Genomic DNA, 15,546 nt, shown 5'->3' on the forward strand with positions numbered 1-15,546 from the left:
CTCATCAGAAATGCTTTACGCTGCCTCGGCCTTCTCCTTGTTGGCGAGCTGCCCGCAGGCCGCGTCGATGTCCTTGCCCCGGCTGCGGCGGATGTTGGTTTGCACGCCGCGGTCGGCCAGGTACTTGTGGAAGGCCGTGATTTTGTCGGCCTCCGCGTTCTGATAAGCTGCGTTCTCGATGGGATTATATTCGATGAGGTTAATCTTGCAGGGCAGCCACTTCGAGATGGCGTGCAGCTCGGCGGCATCTTCCAGGCCGTCGTTAAAGTTCTCGAACACAATGTATTCGTAGGTTACTTTGCGGCCCGTTTTCTCGTGGTAGTACTGCAAGGCTTCCTTGAGCGCGGCGAGCGAATTGGCCTCGTTGATGGGCATAATCTCGTTGCGCTTCACGTCGTTGGGCGCGTGCAGAGAAAGCGCCAGGTTGGCTTTCACGTCATCATCGGCCAGCTTCTTTATCATCTTGGCGATGCCGGCCGTACTGATGGTGATGCGCCTAGGGGCCATATTCAGGCCATCGGGCGCCGTGATGCGGCGCACGCTTTCCACCACGTTGGCGTAGTTGAGCAGCGGCTCGCCCATACCCATGTACACGATGTTGGTGAGCGGCGTGCCGTATTGGGCCTCGCACTGCTCCCGAATGCGCACCACTTGGTCGTATATCTCGGCCGCGTCGAGGTTGCGCTTGCGGTCCATGTAGCCGGTAGCGCAAAACTTACACGTGAGCGAGCAGCCCACCTGGCTCGAAATGCAGGCCGTCATGCGCGTATCGTGCGGGATGAGCACGCCCTCCACAATGTTGCCATCGTGCAGGCGAAAGGCCGACTTGATGGTGCCATCGTTGCTGAGCTGCTGGTTCTGCACGGCCACGCCATTTATGACGAAATGCTGGGCCAGCAACTCGCGGGTGCTCAGCGAGATATTGTTCATTTCCTCAAACGAGCCGGCCGTGTTTTTCCAGAGCCACTCTGTCACCTGCTTGGCGCGGAAGGGCTTTTCGCCGTGCTCAACCATAAAGGCCTTGAGCTCGTCGGGTGAGGTTTTGCGGATATCACGCTTGGCGGGGGCGAGTTCGAGTTCCAGTAACATAAGTACAAAAATACAACGGCTCAGGGGTTTGGGTTCCCCTAGACCTAGAAAGCTTGTGGGCTATTACAGCGCATCAAACAATTTTACTGCGAGCTCTACCGTCACACGCTGGCCATTTTGGCTACCTGGCTTAGCCCTAGCTAGTTTGCGGGCAGCGGTGGCAATCGCCACTTCGCACGAAGCTGATAACTCGGGCAAAGTGCGTTTAGCAGTTGGGTGTAGAATAGTTACTGCTCTATTAAAGCTTATTGCATCATAAATAACCCCGCTGGGCCCCACTACCAGCCACACAACTACCGGGCGGCCTGGATTGGCGCAGCTAACGCCCCCGCTGGCCGCCAAAAACTCGCGGCGCAAGTCTGCCGTGAGTGCTACCAGACCACCGCCTGGGTAAACAGGCATGTGCTCAACGAATATGTACACTTTGCTCGAATCGCTGGGCGGTCGCTGCGCAACGGCGGGTAGAGCTAAGCCTAATAGGGCGGCTAAATAGCAAATTAAGGTTCTCATAAACAATGGGATTATTGCTTCTGACAGATGCCGCTAACGCCAATAATGCATAAGTAACCAGACAATAATTGTGAACTGTTATTCTTGCCAACCCAGACCTAGCAGTTGTACAACGAGCAATAAAATTTCGGCAAAACCACCCAAATTCAACCGTCACACAGCTTCCGCCGCCTACCTTCGCCCCGTAAACTTTAGGGGTGCTTTGCTACGGCAAGGCTGAGACGATACCCTCCGAACCTGAACCAGATAATGCTGGCGAAGGGAAAAGTACTGGTCCGCTGCGCGGCTGCCTTTTGGGGCACGCCGTGGCCGGCACCGCCTATTGCTTACGGCCTTTCCTTGTCCCAACTACCCCCTAGTTGCATGGTTTGCTACGTAAACAATTTGGCCCACGAAGCCACTGACAATCAGCCGCTGGCCGACCTACTGGCCACCCTAGGGCAGGCCCAGACGCGCGGCCTCGCCGTGGCCGTGAATGACGCCGTGGTGCCCCGCGCCAAGTGGGCCAGCCACGCCGTGCAGCCCCACGACCGCATTCTGCTCATCCGCGCCACCCAAGGCGGGTAGGGGCGGGGCTTGCCCCCGCCCGGCGGCCAGGGCGCTTCCCACAGTATCAGTTCAGGTTCAACTAGTTCGACCAGCAGGCGGGGGCAAGCCCCGCCCCTACTCGTTATGAAGAAAAAAGACCAAGCCCCCCAGCAGACGCTGGTGGAGCGCCAGCCCCTGACGGGCTCGCGCAAGATTTACGTGCCGGGCAAGCTCTTCCCGAATATTCGGGTGGCGATGCGCGAAATCGCGCTAGCCGACACCGAACGCAAGTTCGATTTCGGGTTTCCATCGGAGCAAAACCCGCCCGTGACGGTCTACGACACCAGCGGGCCCTACACCGACCCTAGGGTCGAAATCGACCTCAAAAAAGGCTTGCCTAGGTTGCGGGAAAGCTGGATTTTGGAGCGCGGCGATGTGGAGCAGCTCGCTGGCACTACTTCCGACTATGGCCAGCAACGCGCCGCCGATAACAGCCTTGACCACTTACGCTTCGAGCACATCGCGGTCCCGCTGCGGGCCAAGCCGGGCGCCAATGTGAGCCAGATGCACTACGCCAAGCAGGGCCTCATCACGCCCGAGATGGAGTACATCGCCATCCGCGAAAATCAGCGGTTTGACGAGCTGCCCGCCGACGACCCGCTGCGCACGCAGCACCGCGGCCACAGCTTCGGGGCCAACACGCCGGAGGGCCACATCACGGCCGAGTTTGTGCGCCAGGAAGTGGCCGCCGGGCGGGCGGTTATTCCCAGTAACATCAACCACCCGGAGAGCGAGCCGATGATAATCGGGCGCAATTTTCTGGTGAAAATCAATACCAACATTGGCAACTCGGCGGTGACCTCCTCCATTGAGGAAGAGGTGGATAAGGCTGTGTGGAGCTGCCGCTGGGGCGGCGACACGCTCATGGATTTGAGTACCGGCAAGAACATCCACGAAACCCGCGAGTGGATTATCCGCAACTGCCCCGTGCCGGTGGGCACCGTCCCCATTTACCAGGCCTTGGAGAAGGTGAACGGCAAGGCCGAGGACCTGACTTGGGAGCTGTTCCGGGACACGCTGATTGAGCAGGCCGAGCAGGGCGTCGACTACTTTACTATCCACGCGGGCGTGCTGCTGCGCTACGTGCCAATGACGGCCAAGCGCGTGACGGGCATCGTGTCGCGCGGCGGCTCTATTATGGCTAAATGGTGCCTGGCGCACCACCAGGAGAGCTTTTTGTACACGCACTTCGAGGAGATTTGCCAGATAATGAAGGCCTACGACGTGGCCTTCTCGCTGGGTGATGGCCTGCGCCCCGGCTCCATCGCCGATGCCAACGACGAGGCGCAGTTCGCGGAGCTCGAAACCCTAGGCGAGCTCACCAAAATAGCCTGGGCCCACGACGTGCAGGTGATGATAGAAGGCCCCGGCCACGTACCCATGCACCTCATTAAGGAGAACATGGACAAGCAGTTGCGCGAGTGCCACGAGGCGCCCTTCTACACCCTAGGGCCACTGACGACGGACATTGCCCCCGGCTACGACCACATCACCTCGGCTATTGGCGCCGCCATGATAGGCTGGTTTGGTACCGCCATGCTCTGCTACGTGACGCCTAAGGAGCACCTGGGGCTGCCCAACAAGCAGGACGTGAAGGACGGCGTAATCGCCTACAAAATAGCGGCCCACGCCGCCGACCTCGCCAAGGGCCACCCCGGCGCCCAGTACCGCGACAACGCCCTGAGCAAGGCCCGCTTTGAGTTCCGCTGGGAAGACCAGTTCAACCTCTCGCTCGACCCCGACACGGCCCGCGAATACCACGACGAAACCCTGCCCGCCGAGGGCGCCAAAGTGGCGCACTTCTGCTCGATGTGCGGCCCGCATTTCTGCTCCATGAAAATCACGCAGGAAGTGCGCGACTACGCGGCCAGTCAAAAGCTTACGGCGGCCCAGGTTTTGGCCGAAGGGCTGCGCGAAAAGTCGCGTGAATTCGCAGCTAAGGGCAGCGAGATTTATCTGTGATGTACCGTGGACCCCGCGGGTCCGCGAGTATTCCTCTTTAAACAAACCATTCACGCGCGGACCCGCAGGGTCCACGGTACTTCTCCTCCATGCGTCCCTACGCCCTCACCATTGCCGGCTTCGACCCCAGCGCCGGCGCGGGCGTGCTGGCTGATGTGAAAACCATGGAAGCTAATAGCGTATATGGCCTGGCCGCCTGCACCGCACTCACGGTGCAAAACGACGTCGTGTTTGAGCACGTGAGCTGGGTGCCGCTGGCCGACGTGCAGGCTCAAATTCGACTCCTAGGTGCCCGGTTTACAATTGGCTTTGTCAAGGTTGGCTTAATCGAAAGCTTGCCGCTTTTGCTGGAGCTAATCGGCTGTCTGAAAGAGCAAAATTCGGCCGTACGCATTGTTTGGGACCCGGTGCTGAAGGCTACTGCGGGCTACGAATTTCACGCCCGGCCCGATGCTGGGCTGCTGCAAAGCATCTGCCGCGAGCTAACGCTCATCACGCCCAACCGGCCCGAGGCGCGGCGGCTTATTGCGGCTGCTTCGGCCGAGGCGGCGGCCCAAGCGCTGGCAGCCTGGTGCCCGGTGCTGCTGAAGGGCGGCCACGACACGGCCACCCTGGCAACCGACCTGCTGCTAGCCGGCGGCGAGCGCCACGAGTTTAGCGCGCCCCGCCTGGCGCACGGCGAGAAGCATGGCAGCGGCTGCGTGCTCTCGGCGGCGGTGCTGGCGCGGCTGACGCTAGGCGACGACCTGCCCGCCGCCTGCCGGGCTGGCAAAGCTTACACAACGGCCTTCCTAGGTAGCACCGACACCTTGCTGGGCTACCACTACGATAATCAACCTCATGCTAATCAATAAGCTACACTACCTCACTACCAACGCCCAGGCGGCCGAGCTGGCCTGCCGGGGCGGCGTGCGCTGGGTGCAGCTGCGGGTTAAAAACCTGCCCGCCGCCGAGTGGCAGCAGCGCGCCCTCGCCGTGCAGGCGGTGTGCCGCCACCACGGCGCCACGCTCATCATCAACGATAACCCCGCGCTGGCGCTGGCCATCGGGGCCGACGGCGTGCACCTGGGCCAGCAGGATATGGCCCCCGCCGAAGCGCGGGCGCTACTGGGGCCGCAGTTCATTATTGGTGGCACGGCCAACACGTTTGCCGACGTAGCAGGGCTGGTGGCGGCGGGCGTCGATTATATCGGCCTAGGGCCATTCCGCTTCACCGCGACGAAGGAAAAGCTGAGCCCGATTCTGGGGCTGGCGGGCTACGCCGAGCTATTGGGGCAGTGCCAGGCCGCGGGCTTTACGACGCCCATTATTGGCATTGGGGGAGTGGCGCTGGCCGATGTGCCAGCACTGCTCGCCACCGGCCTGCACGGCGTGGCCGTGTCGGGCGCCATCGGCAGCGCTGCCGACCCAACGGAAGCAGCCCAGCTTTTGGTAGCCGAACTAGCTAAAAACCAACCGGTAGCAATCCTATGAAAACCCAACCTTTGGTTATTGCGGGCCGCACGTTTACCTCGCGGCTCTTCACGGGGACGGGCAAGTTCAGCTCGTCGGCCCTGATGGAAGAGGCGCTGCTGGCCTCTGGCTCGGAGCTGGTGACGGTGGCCCTCAAGCGCGTGGACGTGACCGATGCCCACGACGACATTTTGCGGCACCTAGGGCACTCGCAGTTGCACCTGCTGCCTAATACCTCGGGCGTGCGCACGGCCAAGGAAGCAGTTTTTGCCGCCCAGCTGGCCCGCGAAGCGATGGAAACCAACTGGCTCAAGCTTGAAATTCACCCCGACCCCAAGTACCTGCTCCCCGACCCCATCGAGACCCTGCGCGCCGCCGAGGAGTTGGTGAAGCTGGGCTTCGTGGTGCTGCCCTACATCCACGCCGACCCGGTGCTCTGCAAGCGCCTCGAAGAAGTGGGCGTGGCCGCCGTGATGCCCCTAGGGTCGCCCATCGGCTCTAACAAAGGCTTGCTGACCAGAGAGTTTTTAGAAATCATCATCGGCCAAAGCAAGGTGCCGGTGGTGGTCGATGCCGGCCTGGGCGCGCCTTCGCACGCCGCCGCCGCCCTGGAAATGGGCGCCGATGCGGTGCTCGTGAACACTGCCATTGCCGTGGCCGGGCAGCCGGTAGCCATGGCGGTAGCTTTCAAAATGGCCGTGGAAGCCGGGCGGCTGGCTTATGAGGCGCGGCTGGCCGCGCCAACGGTCCACGCCGAGGCCGTGGCGAGTAGCCCGCTCACCGCGTTTCTGGATATATAAAACGTCCGAAGACGGTCGTCATGCTTCGCTGCGCGCTGCATGACGACCGTTTTTAGAAAAACTGCTACAAACCATGAGCTTTCGCCCCATTTTCGAAGCCCATTTATGGGACGACATCAAAGCTAGCATCTACGCCAAAACGGCGGCCGATGTGGAGCGGGCGCTAGCTGCGCCGTGTCGCACGCTTGACGATTTTAAGGCGCTGATTTCGCCCGCCGCCGCGCCGTATCTAGAGCGGATGGCGCAGCTCAGCCACCGGCTTACGCGCCAGCGGTTTGGCAATACCATGCAGTTGTATGTGCCGCTTTATCTGAGTAATGAGTGCCAGAATATCTGCACCTACTGCGGCTTTAGCCTCGACAACAAGCTCAAGCGCCGTACGCTCAGCAGCGTGGAAATGCTGGCCGAGGCGGCCGTGCTTAAAGGCTGGGGCTACGACCACGTGCTGCTCGTGACCGGCGAGGCCAACCAAACGGTGGGCGTGGAATACCTAGAGAAAGCGTTGCAAACGCTGCGCCCGCACTTCGCGCACCTCTCCATGGAAGTGCAGCCGCTCGACCAAGCCGACTACGAGCGCCTCATTCCGGAGGGACTGAATACGGTGCTCGTGTACCAGGAAACCTACCACCAGGAGGATTACAAAAAGCACCACCCCAAGGGCAAAAAGTCGAACTTTCAGTATCGCCTCGACACGCCCGACCGCCTCGGCCGGGCCGGTATCTACAAGATGGGCCTAGGCGTGCTTATTGGGCTGGAGGACTGGCGCACCGACTGCTTCTACACGGCGCTGCACCTCGATTACCTTGAGAAAACCTACTGGCAAACCAAGTACAGCCTTTCTTTTCCGCGCCTGCGGCCGGCCCAGGGCCTGCTGCAACCCAAGGTGGAAATGAGCGACCGCGAGCTGGTGCAGCTCATCTGCGCCTACCGCTTGCTGAATGAGGAGGTCGAGCTGTCGCTCTCAACCCGCGAAAACCCGGCTTTTCGCGACCAGGTTATCAAGCTGGGTATCACGAGCATCAGCGCGGGCTCGAAGACCAACCCCGGCGGCTACGCGGTGGCGCCCGAGTCGCTGGAGCAGTTCGAGATATCGGATGAGCGCAGCCCGGCCGAAGTCGCGGCTATGCTGCGCCGCCAGGGTTACGAGCCGGTGTGGAAGGACTGGGACGCGGCGTTGGCCTGAGGCAACGGTTAGCCCAACACCGGAGCCGACGGCCGGGAGCTACGTACCAAATCGGGGCGGCACCAATGTAGCGTGCCGTCTTCGCCCAGCAGGTTGCCGGCCATGCGCTCGCCCAGCTCGTGGGTGAGCATGGTGAGGCCGGGGCTCCAGTTCACCTCCAGGTCGGGCTCGGCCAGGGCTTCAAACTTGGCCCACCAGCGGGCAGGCGGATGGCAGTCGGGGCGGAGCAGGTTGCCGGTTTCGGCCACTACCACGCGCTGGCTCGGAAAGAGCCGGCGGGCCGCTGCCAGCATGCCAGCCAGGTCGTTTTCGAAGTAAATATTGAGCCCCACAATATCGAGCAGTCCGGCGTGGCCCTGCTGCCAGGTAAAGCAGCCGTTCGCCACGGCGACCTCATCGGGCTGACCCAGGATGGTGGCAAAGGGCCGGGCCTGGTCGGCCCAGGGCACGGCGGGGTTCCAGCCCCAGGGCTCGCTCATGGCGGTGCGGCAGGTGGGGTCGCCAGCCTTGAGGCCCTTGGCGATGGCGATGGTGATGGCACTGGTTTGGCGGTACACCTCCCACCACGAGCGGTTGCCGAAGGGCCACTGCCGGTTGCTGGGCGCCGCAATCCAATCGGTCCAGATGCCTAGCTCGGCGCCTAGGTTGTAGCTACGAAACGCGCCCGCGTAGCGCCGCGCCACTTGGTAGCTTAGCTCGTACATGGCGGCAGCGGCGCCTTCGCCCCAAAAGCTCGCCTCATCCAGCCACTCGGGCAGGGCGTAGTGATTGAGCACCAGCTCAATCTGGCCCTGGCTAAGCGCGTGCAGCCGGTCGAGCCAAGCGTAGTCGGGGCGGCGCCGCGCTTCGTCCCAAAGCACCGTATCGCGGAAGAGGGTGAGGCCCATTTGGCGCGCCCGGTGGTAGTGAAACTCTGCGTGCTCGACGTGGCCCGTGGCGCGGGTATTGGAGAAGTGCAGGGCGCGCCCGTCGTCGCCCCGGCCGCGCACTACGCTGCCATCGAAACACATGCCGTATTGCATTGAGAAGAGGTAAATTAATATCAATTAAGCGCTTGCTACGTAGTAGTAGCTACCGCGCCGGCACTGAAGCGGCCGGCCCCCGTGATACGGCAACGGCGTATAGATGGGTTTATTGGGCCCACTCAGCTGCTGCTGCTGCGCCCTGGCTAGGCTAGCGGCCAGCACTACCGTGGCCGCCCTAGCTACCGTGCAAGGCTCGGAAAGCGGCCACCGGGTCGGGGCTTTGCCACACGGCCCCGAGCACGGCCGCGCCCGCGAAGCCCGCTTGGCGCACCAGGCTGATAGTCTGCGCCTCCACGCCACCTAGGGCCAGCACCGGCGGGTGGTAGCCGGGCCGGGCCGCTTGGGTCCAGAAGAAGTGTCTCAGCTCGCCTAGGTCGAACTTACTGGCATAGCCGGCCTTGCTGAGGCTATCGAAAATGGGGCTCAGAAATACGTAGTCGTAGCGGCGGCGCGCGCGGGTTATTTCGGCCAGCGAGTGGAAGGAGGTCGAGAGCGTTTGGCCCGGCAGCAGCGCCGGGCGCCGCCGAGCGGCAGCGCGCTGGCTAGCGGTGAGGTGCAGCCCGCCGAGCTGATACTGGCGCACTAGGTGCGGATAGCCGTGCAACACAACACGCGGATAAGACTGCGGCGGCAGCGCCTGGATAAGGGCTTCGAGCTGGGCGGCGGGCCAGCCGGGCTTGCGCAGGTGCAGGCGCCCTAGGTCCTGCGCCAGCAGCTCGGCGAGCAGGCGCGGCTCGTCGAGCTGGGCGGTGGGGGCGCTGAGCAGCAGCAGCCGAAAGGGCGCGCTCACGGCTGCGGCGGGGCAACTTGGGCAGCCAGCTCGGCCGGGAGCGGGCGCAGCTTGCGGGTGTTGTAGTCGAAGCAGAGCATGCCGGTTTTGGCGCGGGCCACTTCGCGGCCGGCCTGGTTTTTAACCAAGTACACGAGGTCGAAGCCGTACTTGTTGAGGTCGGCGGCGCCGATTTCGATGTGCAGCACGTCGCCGTAAAAAGCCTCGGCTTTGTACTCCACGGCCACGTCGGCCATGATGAAGCCGAGCTTGGTGGCGTAGTCTACTTCGGCCGTGCCTAGGTGGGCCAGCAGTTGCACCCGCGCCTCGTGTAGCAGGCTCAGCAGGGCATCGTTGCCGAGGTGCGCGCCGTAGTTGAGGTCGGTGATGCGCACCGGCAGCTGCGTGGCGAAGAGAAACGTGCTGGGTAAACCTATTTTTACGCGGGCCATATTTTCAGTTATCAGTGAGCAATTATCAGTCATCAGTTAATCAAGAGCAGCCCGCCGAGGCCCCAAAAATAGAGGTGCGCACCACGGCCGACGGCTCGCCCACGCTCTACGTGCCCGCGCTCGACGAGCACTACCACTCGCACCACGGCGCGGCGCAGGAGTCGCGCCACGTCTTCATCGCGGCGGGCTTGCAGCCGCTGCTGGCGGCGGGCCTGGGGCAAGAGCAGCCGCTACGGCTACTGGAAATAGGCCTTGGCACTGGCCTCAATGCCTTGTTGACCCTAGGGGCAGCCCAAGCTGCCGGGGCAACTATCACCTACGCCGGCTACGAAACGGTGCCCCTACCCCCCGCTACCGTGGCGGCGCTGGCCCCGCAGTGGGCCGAGGACCCGACCCTAAGCCAGGCCTTTGCCCAACTGCACGCCGCCCCCTGGAATGAAGAAACAGCGCTAGGTCCTAATTTTCGGCTTACCAAGCTACTAGCCGAAGTACAGGCCGCCGCGCTGCCCGCCGGCTACTACAACCTGATTTATTTCGACGCCTTTGCCCCTGAAAAGCAGCCCGAACTGTGGACCGAAGACGTATTTGCGAAGCTCTACGCTGCTGCTGCGCCGGGCGCGGTGCTGGTGAGCTACTGCGCCCAGGGCCAGTTTCGGCGCAACCTGCGGGCCGCCGGCTGGCTCACCGAAAAGCTGCCCGGCCCGCCCGGCAAGCGCGAAATGACCCGCGCCCGCAAAGCAGGGTAGAAAGGAGTGGCACTCCGTTTCCGCGTTTGGGTACTCATTCCGCCAAACGGAGTGGTACTCCGTTTTACCCACCGTTTTCATTTCTGAGCTAAAAAGCTTATCTTCATCGCGCAGGCTGCGTTGAAAAGGGCATTTACCTAGGCGCGGCAGCCAGCGCCGGGCACTCACCGCTTACTTTTCTGCAGCCATGACTTCTGATTCACAAGTAGAGATTTATTGCCCTTGCTGCCACTGGGAGCCCGACGGCCGGGCGCACTGGCAGTGCACCTGCGGCTACGTCTGGAACAGCTTCGAGACGGCCGCCGTGTGCCCCAAGTGCCAGTACCGCTGGAAAATATCGCAGTGCCCGGCCGCGGCTGGGGGCTGCGGCGTGGTGTCGCCGCACGTAGACTGGTACCACGGGCTCGATGATTTGGTCGAGGAGTTAGTGGAGGAGCTTGACCACGCCACCGCGCATATTGCCGTAAGTTGCGCGGCCAATGAGTCGTAAATTTCTCGAAACTGAAAGCCCAGCCTGGGTAACTGAGGGCCTTATCACGGCCGAGCAGCAGCAGCGCCTGCTGGCCCGCTACCCGCCCGAGGCCGTGCAGGCGGTGGGCCTGCTGCCGCTGCTGGGCAGCATTTTGCTGCTGCTGAGCGCGCTCAGCGTAGTGGCCGCCAACTGGCAGAGCTTGCCCACGCAGATGCGCCTAGGGTTGCTGCTGGCCACCCTGGCGGCCACCTACGCGGGCGGCGAGTACTTCCTGCGCCGCGGCAACCGGCGGGTGGGCCACGGGCTGGTGGGGGTGGGGCTGGTGTTTTTTGGGGTCAGCATTATCCTTACCAGCCAGCTCTACCAGCTGGTGGGCTACGATGTGAGCGGCCTGCTGGCCTGGGTAGTGGTGGGAGTGCTGCTGAGCTATCTTTATGAAAGCCAAGCACTAGCGCTGCTGCCCATTATCATTGGGGCGGCGGTGCAGACGTATTGCACGCAGGCTCTAGGTACCTTCAGCTACGCTACGATGGGGCTGGTGGCGCTGGGCAGCGGCTACCGCTGGTGGCGGCGGCCCGATACTATTGTAGCCTCGGTGCTGGCCACGGGGCTGCTGTGGCAGGCGGCGCTGTGGGTGGCGCTCTCGCACGCTAAAATCACCTGGTTTTTCATCCCGGCCATGCTCGTGTACGCGGCCGGCGACTGGCACCCCGCGCGCCCAGCCAGCCGCGCCCTGCAAGGCCCGGTGCTCATTGCGGCCTATTTATTTGCGCTCGGCCTGGCGCTATTTGGCGAGACTGACCAGTACGCGGGGCTGCTGCGCCCGCCGGTGCTGGCTTACCTAGGGGCGCTGGCGGCGGTGTTTGGGCTGTCGGTGGCGGGCAAGCGCCAGCGCGGCCGGCTGGCCTCGCTACCCGACTGGCTGCTGCTGCTGCCAGGCTTCTACCTGCCGGGCGGGCTGCCGCTGGCCATTGCCACGCTGGTGGTGCTGTATGCGCACGCCGGCTCGGTGCTGGCCCGCGCTCACCGTTCGGGCGAGGCTGAGCAGCTTACCCTAGGTACTGTGCTGTTCGTGGTGGCCACGATGGTGGCGTACTTCAAGCTCACCTGGGCCTTCCTTGATAAATCGCTGTTCTTCCTGATTGGGGGCGTGCTGCTGCTGGGCTTGAGCTGGTTTTTGCGCCGCCGCAATGCCCAGCGCCTCGCGGCGGGCGTGGCCACCGTGGCGGGCGCCCCCACACCCACCTCTCCCGACCAAAATCCCGCTGCCTGATGCCGACCCGCTCCACTCCCTCCCACCGCATGCTGGTGCGGCTGCTGGTGGCGGCCCAGCTGCTCTACGTGCTGGGCGTGGCCGGGGCCGGCTACGCCACCACCGCCTACGGCCAGCACATCGTGCTGGCTACCAGCCCCGTCGATTTGCACAGCTTGCAGTACGAGAGCTATGTGCGCCTGCGCTACACCATTGCCGAGGCGCCGCTCACGGCCTGGCGCGGCCCTACCCGGCCCCAACGCCGCCAGAGCGTGTACGTGCTGCTCAGCACCGGCGCCGACAGCCTGGCCACCGTGGCCGGCGTGTACGACGCGGCTCCGCGCCCCGCCGCCGGCCAAGCCGTATTGCGTGGCTGGGTCACCGATGTATTCCCCCGTAGCCTGGGCCTGCGCTATAACCTGGAGCGCTACTACGTGCCCGGCGACAGCCCCCTGCGCCTCGGCAAAACCAGCCCGGCTGTGCGCGTGCGCGTCAGCATCGCGCCCTGGGGCCAGGCCCGCATCGAGCGCGTCGAGCTGTCCAGACCTACCGCTGGCCGTTAGCCAGCAGCAATTGGCGGTCGGCGGCACCTAGGGGCACGAGCGCATATTTCTTTTGGCTTGTAATATTCATTTCATCCAGAATATCAACCATATCCTTGTACGTAGCCCCCGGCGCAGGCTTTATCAGAATCACTGGTTCCGGTTGTTGCGAACGGCGCACTAATAGCATCTGGCGAATGCCTAAGGCGCTAAAATCAGTGGTGCGCAATTCGGGAGTAGGTACCGACGGGTCAAGCGGATTATTCATTCCGTGGTAATAATGTAACTGATGATTATCACCTAAAATAATCGTCATCGTCTCGCTAAGGAGGCAAATGCCTATACCGTAAGTATCTGACTTATCAGCAACTGGCATCGTCAGTGGCAGTATCCGCGGCTTGGCCACGCCCGCGTGCAGCAGGAAAAATGTCAGCAGCAAAAACGCCAGGCCCACCATCGGCGTCATGTCGAGGTGGAAGCGGTGCCAGCTTGTGCGAAGCCGGGCGCTGACTTTAAAGGTGGAGGTAGGAGATGTAGCCATCAGTATAGAAGCAATTACTCCTACCTGATGCCTAGCGCCTGGAAATTCCACACCCCGCCGGGCGTCAGGCAGGCGTGCAACGGCACATCGGTCGGCAATACGTCGGCTATTTCTGCTACGGGTTCTCCTTCTAAGATACTCAGCCCGATAAACTGCGTACCGGGCCGGCACTGCGCCAGAAAGCGGTCGTAGAAGCCCCCGCCGTAGCCCACGCGGTGGCCGCGCTGGTCGCAGGCCAGCAGCGGCACCAGCACGGCATCGAGCTGCGCGGGCAGTACTTCGGCACCTAGGGCGGCCACCGGCTCCGGGATGCCCCAGCGGTTAAGCACCAGCGGCGTGGCTGGCGTCAACTCGTAGTGCCGCAGCGAGATACCGTCGGGCTGCACCACGGGCGCGGCGAGCTGTAGGGCCCTTTGCTCAGCCCACACCCGGCGAATAATGGCCCAGGTATCGGGCTCGTTCTGGCTGGCCAGCGGCAGAAACACGTGCAGCCAGCGCCACTCAGCCACCGAAAAATGCCGAAAAAAGCCCGCGCACAGCTGGGCGCTGCGGCGGGCTATTTCTTCGGCGGGTAAGGCCCTGCGCCGCGCCAGGGCGGCGCGGCGCAGGGCGGCTTTGGTAAGCTCGGCAGCCACCTAGGCGAAGATTTCGCCTACGCCGTCGGCCAGGGTCGTGATGTAGGTTTCGAGCTTCAGGCCCAGACGGTCCTGGTAGCCTTGGGTCATAAAGGCGATGAAATTATCGACCTCGGCGGTGGCTACCAGGTTGATGGTGCAGCCGCCGAAGCCGCCGCCCATCATGCGGGCGCCGTAGGCGCCGGGCGCCTCGTGGGCCAGCTCCACGAGCACGTCCAGCTCGGCGCAGCTCACTTCGTAGTCGTCGCGCAGGCCGTTGTGGCTGGCATAAATCAACTCGCCTACTTCGTGCAGCTGCCGGCCAGCCGACAGGTGCTCGGTAAGCTCCTCTACGCGGGCATTTTCCTCCACCACGTAGCGGCAGCGGCGCGCGATTACCTCGCCCAACTCTTCCTTGGCGGCTTCGATTTCAGCCAGCGTAGCATCGCGCAGCGACTTGATATTCGGGTTTTTCTCCGCCAGAATGCGGGCGCCCTCGCCGCACTCCTCGCGGCGCGTGTTGTACTCGCTGTCGGCCAGCGCGTGCTTCACGCCCGAGTTGCAGAGCACCAGGCGGCAGGCGGCCGTATCGAGCGGAAAGTAGGCGTACTCGAGCGTGCGGCAGTCGAGCCGCACCACGTGCCCGGCCCGGCCAAAGAGGCTAGCAAACTGGTCCATGAGCCCGCACTGCACCATAGCGTACTCGTGTTCGGCCTGCTGCGCAATGAGGGCCAGCGCCATCGTATCGTGGCCTAGGTCCAGCATTTTATTGAGGCCCCAGGCCACGCCGCACTCCACGGCGGCCGACGATGAGAGGCCCGCGCCCGACGGAATATCACCCCCAAATGCGCAGTCAAAGCCCGGCACCTGGGCGCCGCGCTGCACCAAACCAGCCACCACGCCCAGCTGGTAGTTGGCCCAGTGCCCCTGCTCGAGGGGCTTGATGTCGCCCACGGCCACCTCGTAGTCACTGTCAAAATCGAGCGCCCGCAGCCGGATTTTGTCGGTGCCATTGAGGCGCAGCCCGAAGCTGACGGCCTGCGTGATGGCGCCGGGCAGCACCAGGCCCTGGTTGTAGTCGGTGTGCTCGCCGATGAGGTTGAGGCGGCCGGGGGCGCGCACTAGCAGGGCCGGCGCGGCGCCAAAGTGCTGAGTAAAAGCGTGGGTGAGGGCAGCAGCAGTCATAAGAAAATAACTAACAGAAGTGGGTGGGTAGGCCGCAACTACTGGCGCGCCAACAGTTACAGGGGCGAAGGTAGCGCCCAACCTTTTGCCCCCGGACACAGTAAGCCTGACTAGCGCTAAGCGCAGAGCCGCAGCGCCCTCCTTCTTTACTTTCTGACCTCTTCTAATGACTACTTCCCGGTTATCTCTCCTCTTTGTGCTGGCAATGCTGGCCACCACGCTCACGGGCTGCGAGCTCGCTGGCAACCTCGTGCAGGGTGGCATCTGGATTGGCGTCATCGGCGTGTTTATCGTCGTAGCCCTCATCTTCTGGCTCGTAACCAAAATGGGCGGCGGCAAGAACCCCAATGCCTAAGCACTGCTG

Annotated in this window: 18 protein-coding genes and 1 riboswitch; of the genes, 11 read left to right on the top strand and 7 right to left on the bottom strand. The window is 63.0% G+C overall.

Annotated elements, in window-relative coordinates; translation table 11 throughout:
• Positions 1-15 precede the first annotated feature (15 nt).
• On the bottom strand, positions 16-1,089 hold the full coding sequence (rlmN, locus tag ACFSDX_RS15825; protein WP_382315222.1) for a dual-specificity RNA methyltransferase RlmN: 1,074 nt from the start codon (positions 1,087-1,089) through the stop codon (positions 16-18).
• A gap of 693 nt (positions 1,090-1,782) precedes the next feature.
• Positions 1,783-1,880, top strand: a riboswitch (TPP riboswitch).
• An 82-nt stretch (positions 1,881-1,962) separates the two neighbouring features.
• Between rlmN and thiS the strand changes: the two genes are divergently transcribed.
• The 6 genes from thiS to thiH all read left to right on the top strand — a co-directional run bounded on the left by thiS (position 1,963) and on the right by thiH (position 7,584).
• Positions 1,963-2,166, top strand: coding sequence for a sulfur carrier protein ThiS (gene thiS, locus ACFSDX_RS15830; protein ID WP_382315224.1), 204 nt, complete (start codon positions 1,963-1,965; stop codon positions 2,164-2,166).
• Between the two features lie 105 nt (positions 2,167-2,271).
• Positions 2,272-4,149, top strand: coding sequence for a phosphomethylpyrimidine synthase ThiC (gene thiC, locus ACFSDX_RS15835; protein ID WP_382315226.1), 1,878 nt, complete (start codon positions 2,272-2,274; stop codon positions 4,147-4,149).
• An 89-nt stretch (positions 4,150-4,238) separates the two neighbouring features.
• Entirely contained in the window at positions 4,239-5,003 is a 765-nt protein-coding gene (gene thiD, locus ACFSDX_RS15840) for a bifunctional hydroxymethylpyrimidine kinase/phosphomethylpyrimidine kinase (RefSeq protein ID WP_382315228.1), read from the top strand.
• Positions 4,990-5,622, top strand: a complete 633-nt coding sequence (locus ACFSDX_RS15845; protein WP_382315230.1) for a thiamine phosphate synthase — start codon at positions 4,990-4,992, stop codon at positions 5,620-5,622. Before thiD ends, ACFSDX_RS15845 begins: the two co-directional genes overlap by 14 nt.
• Positions 5,619-6,401: a thiazole synthase gene (locus ACFSDX_RS15850; protein ID WP_382315232.1), complete on the top strand. Its 783-nt coding sequence runs from the start codon at positions 5,619-5,621 to the stop codon at positions 6,399-6,401. The genes ACFSDX_RS15845 and ACFSDX_RS15850 overlap by 4 nt, the downstream gene beginning before the upstream one ends.
• Before the next feature lie 73 nt (positions 6,402-6,474).
• Positions 6,475-7,584 (top strand): 2-iminoacetate synthase ThiH, encoded by a 1,110-nt coding sequence (gene thiH / locus ACFSDX_RS15855; RefSeq protein WP_382315234.1) that lies wholly within the window; start codon positions 6,475-6,477, stop codon positions 7,582-7,584.
• Between the two features lie 8 nt (positions 7,585-7,592).
• Here the strand turns inward: thiH and ACFSDX_RS15860 are convergent, their stop codons facing one another.
• The 3 genes from ACFSDX_RS15860 to ACFSDX_RS15870 form a co-directional block, all read right to left on the bottom strand.
• Positions 7,593-8,606: a hypothetical protein gene (locus tag ACFSDX_RS15860; protein ID WP_382315236.1), complete on the bottom strand. Its 1,014-nt coding sequence runs from the start codon at positions 8,604-8,606 to the stop codon at positions 7,593-7,595.
• 178 nt (positions 8,607-8,784) lie between these two features.
• Entirely contained in the window at positions 8,785-9,399 is a 615-nt protein-coding gene (locus ACFSDX_RS15865; RefSeq protein WP_382315238.1) for a thiamine phosphate synthase, read from the bottom strand.
• Positions 9,396-9,830, bottom strand: coding sequence for a thioesterase family protein (locus tag ACFSDX_RS15870; protein ID WP_382315240.1), 435 nt, complete (start codon positions 9,828-9,830; stop codon positions 9,396-9,398). The genes ACFSDX_RS15865 and ACFSDX_RS15870 overlap by 4 nt, the downstream gene beginning before the upstream one ends.
• Positions 9,831-9,844: 14 nt before the next feature.
• On the opposite strand from ACFSDX_RS15870, the gene mnmC2 reads away from it, so the two are divergent.
• The 4 genes from mnmC2 (at position 9,845) to ACFSDX_RS15890 (ending at position 12,863) form a co-directional block, all read left to right on the top strand.
• Positions 9,845-10,576: a tRNA (5-methylaminomethyl-2-thiouridine)(34)-methyltransferase MnmC2 gene (gene mnmC2 / locus ACFSDX_RS15875; RefSeq protein WP_382315242.1), complete on the top strand. Its 732-nt coding sequence runs from the start codon at positions 9,845-9,847 to the stop codon at positions 10,574-10,576.
• 187 nt (positions 10,577-10,763) lie between these two features.
• Complete coding sequence (locus ACFSDX_RS15880) at positions 10,764-11,066, top strand: hypothetical protein (RefSeq protein ID WP_382315244.1); 303 nt, start codon at positions 10,764-10,766, stop codon at positions 11,064-11,066.
• On the top strand, positions 11,056-12,321 hold the full coding sequence (locus tag ACFSDX_RS15885) for a DUF2157 domain-containing protein (RefSeq protein WP_382315246.1): 1,266 nt from the start codon (positions 11,056-11,058) through the stop codon (positions 12,319-12,321). The genes ACFSDX_RS15880 and ACFSDX_RS15885 overlap by 11 nt, the downstream gene beginning before the upstream one ends.
• Positions 12,321-12,863, top strand: coding sequence for a GDYXXLXY domain-containing protein (locus ACFSDX_RS15890; protein WP_382315247.1), 543 nt, complete (start codon positions 12,321-12,323; stop codon positions 12,861-12,863). The genes ACFSDX_RS15885 and ACFSDX_RS15890 overlap by 1 nt, the downstream gene beginning before the upstream one ends.
• Here the strand turns inward: ACFSDX_RS15890 and ACFSDX_RS15895 are convergent.
• The 3 genes from ACFSDX_RS15895 to galK are packed head-to-tail and all read right to left on the bottom strand — an operon-like array spanning position 12,847 to position 15,182.
• The gene (locus tag ACFSDX_RS15895) at positions 12,847-13,383 is read right to left on the bottom strand and encodes a biopolymer transporter ExbD (RefSeq protein WP_382315249.1); all 537 of its coding nucleotides are present in this window, start codon (positions 13,381-13,383) and stop codon (positions 12,847-12,849) included. The genes ACFSDX_RS15890 and ACFSDX_RS15895 overlap by 17 nt on opposite strands.
• 20 nt (positions 13,384-13,403) lie before the next feature.
• The gene (locus ACFSDX_RS15900) at positions 13,404-14,018 is read right to left on the bottom strand and encodes a 5-formyltetrahydrofolate cyclo-ligase (protein WP_382315251.1); all 615 of its coding nucleotides are present in this window, start codon (positions 14,016-14,018) and stop codon (positions 13,404-13,406) included.
• Positions 14,019-15,182 (bottom strand): galactokinase, encoded by a 1,164-nt coding sequence (galK, locus tag ACFSDX_RS15905; RefSeq protein WP_382315253.1) that lies wholly within the window; start codon positions 15,180-15,182, stop codon positions 14,019-14,021.
• Positions 15,183-15,348: 166 nt separating this feature from the next.
• On the opposite strand from galK, the gene ACFSDX_RS15910 reads away from it, so the two are divergent.
• Positions 15,349-15,537 carry a hypothetical protein gene (locus tag ACFSDX_RS15910; RefSeq protein ID WP_382315255.1) on the top strand — a complete coding sequence of 63 codons (189 nt, stop codon included), beginning with the start codon at positions 15,349-15,351 and terminating at the stop codon, positions 15,535-15,537.
• The last annotated feature ends 9 nt before the right edge of the window (positions 15,538-15,546 follow it).

It is taken from the genome of Hymenobacter bucti (assembly GCF_042681145.1).
Lineage (GTDB): Bacteria > Bacteroidota > Bacteroidia > Cytophagales > Hymenobacteraceae > Hymenobacter > Hymenobacter bucti.

Bases quoted from the DNA above. Each gene is read 5' to 3' on its own strand.
- rlmN (WP_382315222.1), bottom strand. From the start codon at position 1,089: ATGTTACTGGAACTCGAACTCGCCCCCGCCAAGCGTGATATCCGCAAA.
- thiS (WP_382315224.1), top strand. From the start codon at position 1,963: ATGGTTTGCTACGTAAACAATTTGGCCCACGAAGCCACTGACAATCAG.
- thiC (WP_382315226.1), top strand. From the start codon at position 2,272: ATGAAGAAAAAAGACCAAGCCCCCCAGCAGACGCTGGTGGAGCGCCAG.
- thiD (WP_382315228.1), top strand. From the start codon at position 4,239: ATGCGTCCCTACGCCCTCACCATTGCCGGCTTCGACCCCAGCGCCGGC.
- ACFSDX_RS15845 (WP_382315230.1), top strand. From the start codon at position 4,990: ATGCTAATCAATAAGCTACACTACCTCACTACCAACGCCCAGGCGGCC.
- ACFSDX_RS15850 (WP_382315232.1), top strand. From the start codon at position 5,619: ATGAAAACCCAACCTTTGGTTATTGCGGGCCGCACGTTTACCTCGCGG.
- thiH (WP_382315234.1), top strand. From the start codon at position 6,475: ATGAGCTTTCGCCCCATTTTCGAAGCCCATTTATGGGACGACATCAAA.
- ACFSDX_RS15860 (WP_382315236.1), bottom strand. From the start codon at position 8,606: ATGCAATACGGCATGTGTTTCGATGGCAGCGTAGTGCGCGGCCGGGGC.
- ACFSDX_RS15870 (WP_382315240.1), bottom strand. From the start codon at position 9,830: ATGGCCCGCGTAAAAATAGGTTTACCCAGCACGTTTCTCTTCGCCACG.
- ACFSDX_RS15880 (WP_382315244.1), top strand. From the start codon at position 10,764: ATGACTTCTGATTCACAAGTAGAGATTTATTGCCCTTGCTGCCACTGG.
- ACFSDX_RS15885 (WP_382315246.1), top strand. From the start codon at position 11,056: ATGAGTCGTAAATTTCTCGAAACTGAAAGCCCAGCCTGGGTAACTGAG.
- ACFSDX_RS15890 (WP_382315247.1), top strand. From the start codon at position 12,321: ATGCCGACCCGCTCCACTCCCTCCCACCGCATGCTGGTGCGGCTGCTG.
- ACFSDX_RS15895 (WP_382315249.1), bottom strand. From the start codon at position 13,383: ATGGCTACATCTCCTACCTCCACCTTTAAAGTCAGCGCCCGGCTTCGC.
- galK (WP_382315253.1), bottom strand. From the start codon at position 15,182: ATGACTGCTGCTGCCCTCACCCACGCTTTTACTCAGCACTTTGGCGCC.
- ACFSDX_RS15910 (WP_382315255.1), top strand. From the start codon at position 15,349: ATGACTACTTCCCGGTTATCTCTCCTCTTTGTGCTGGCAATGCTGGCC.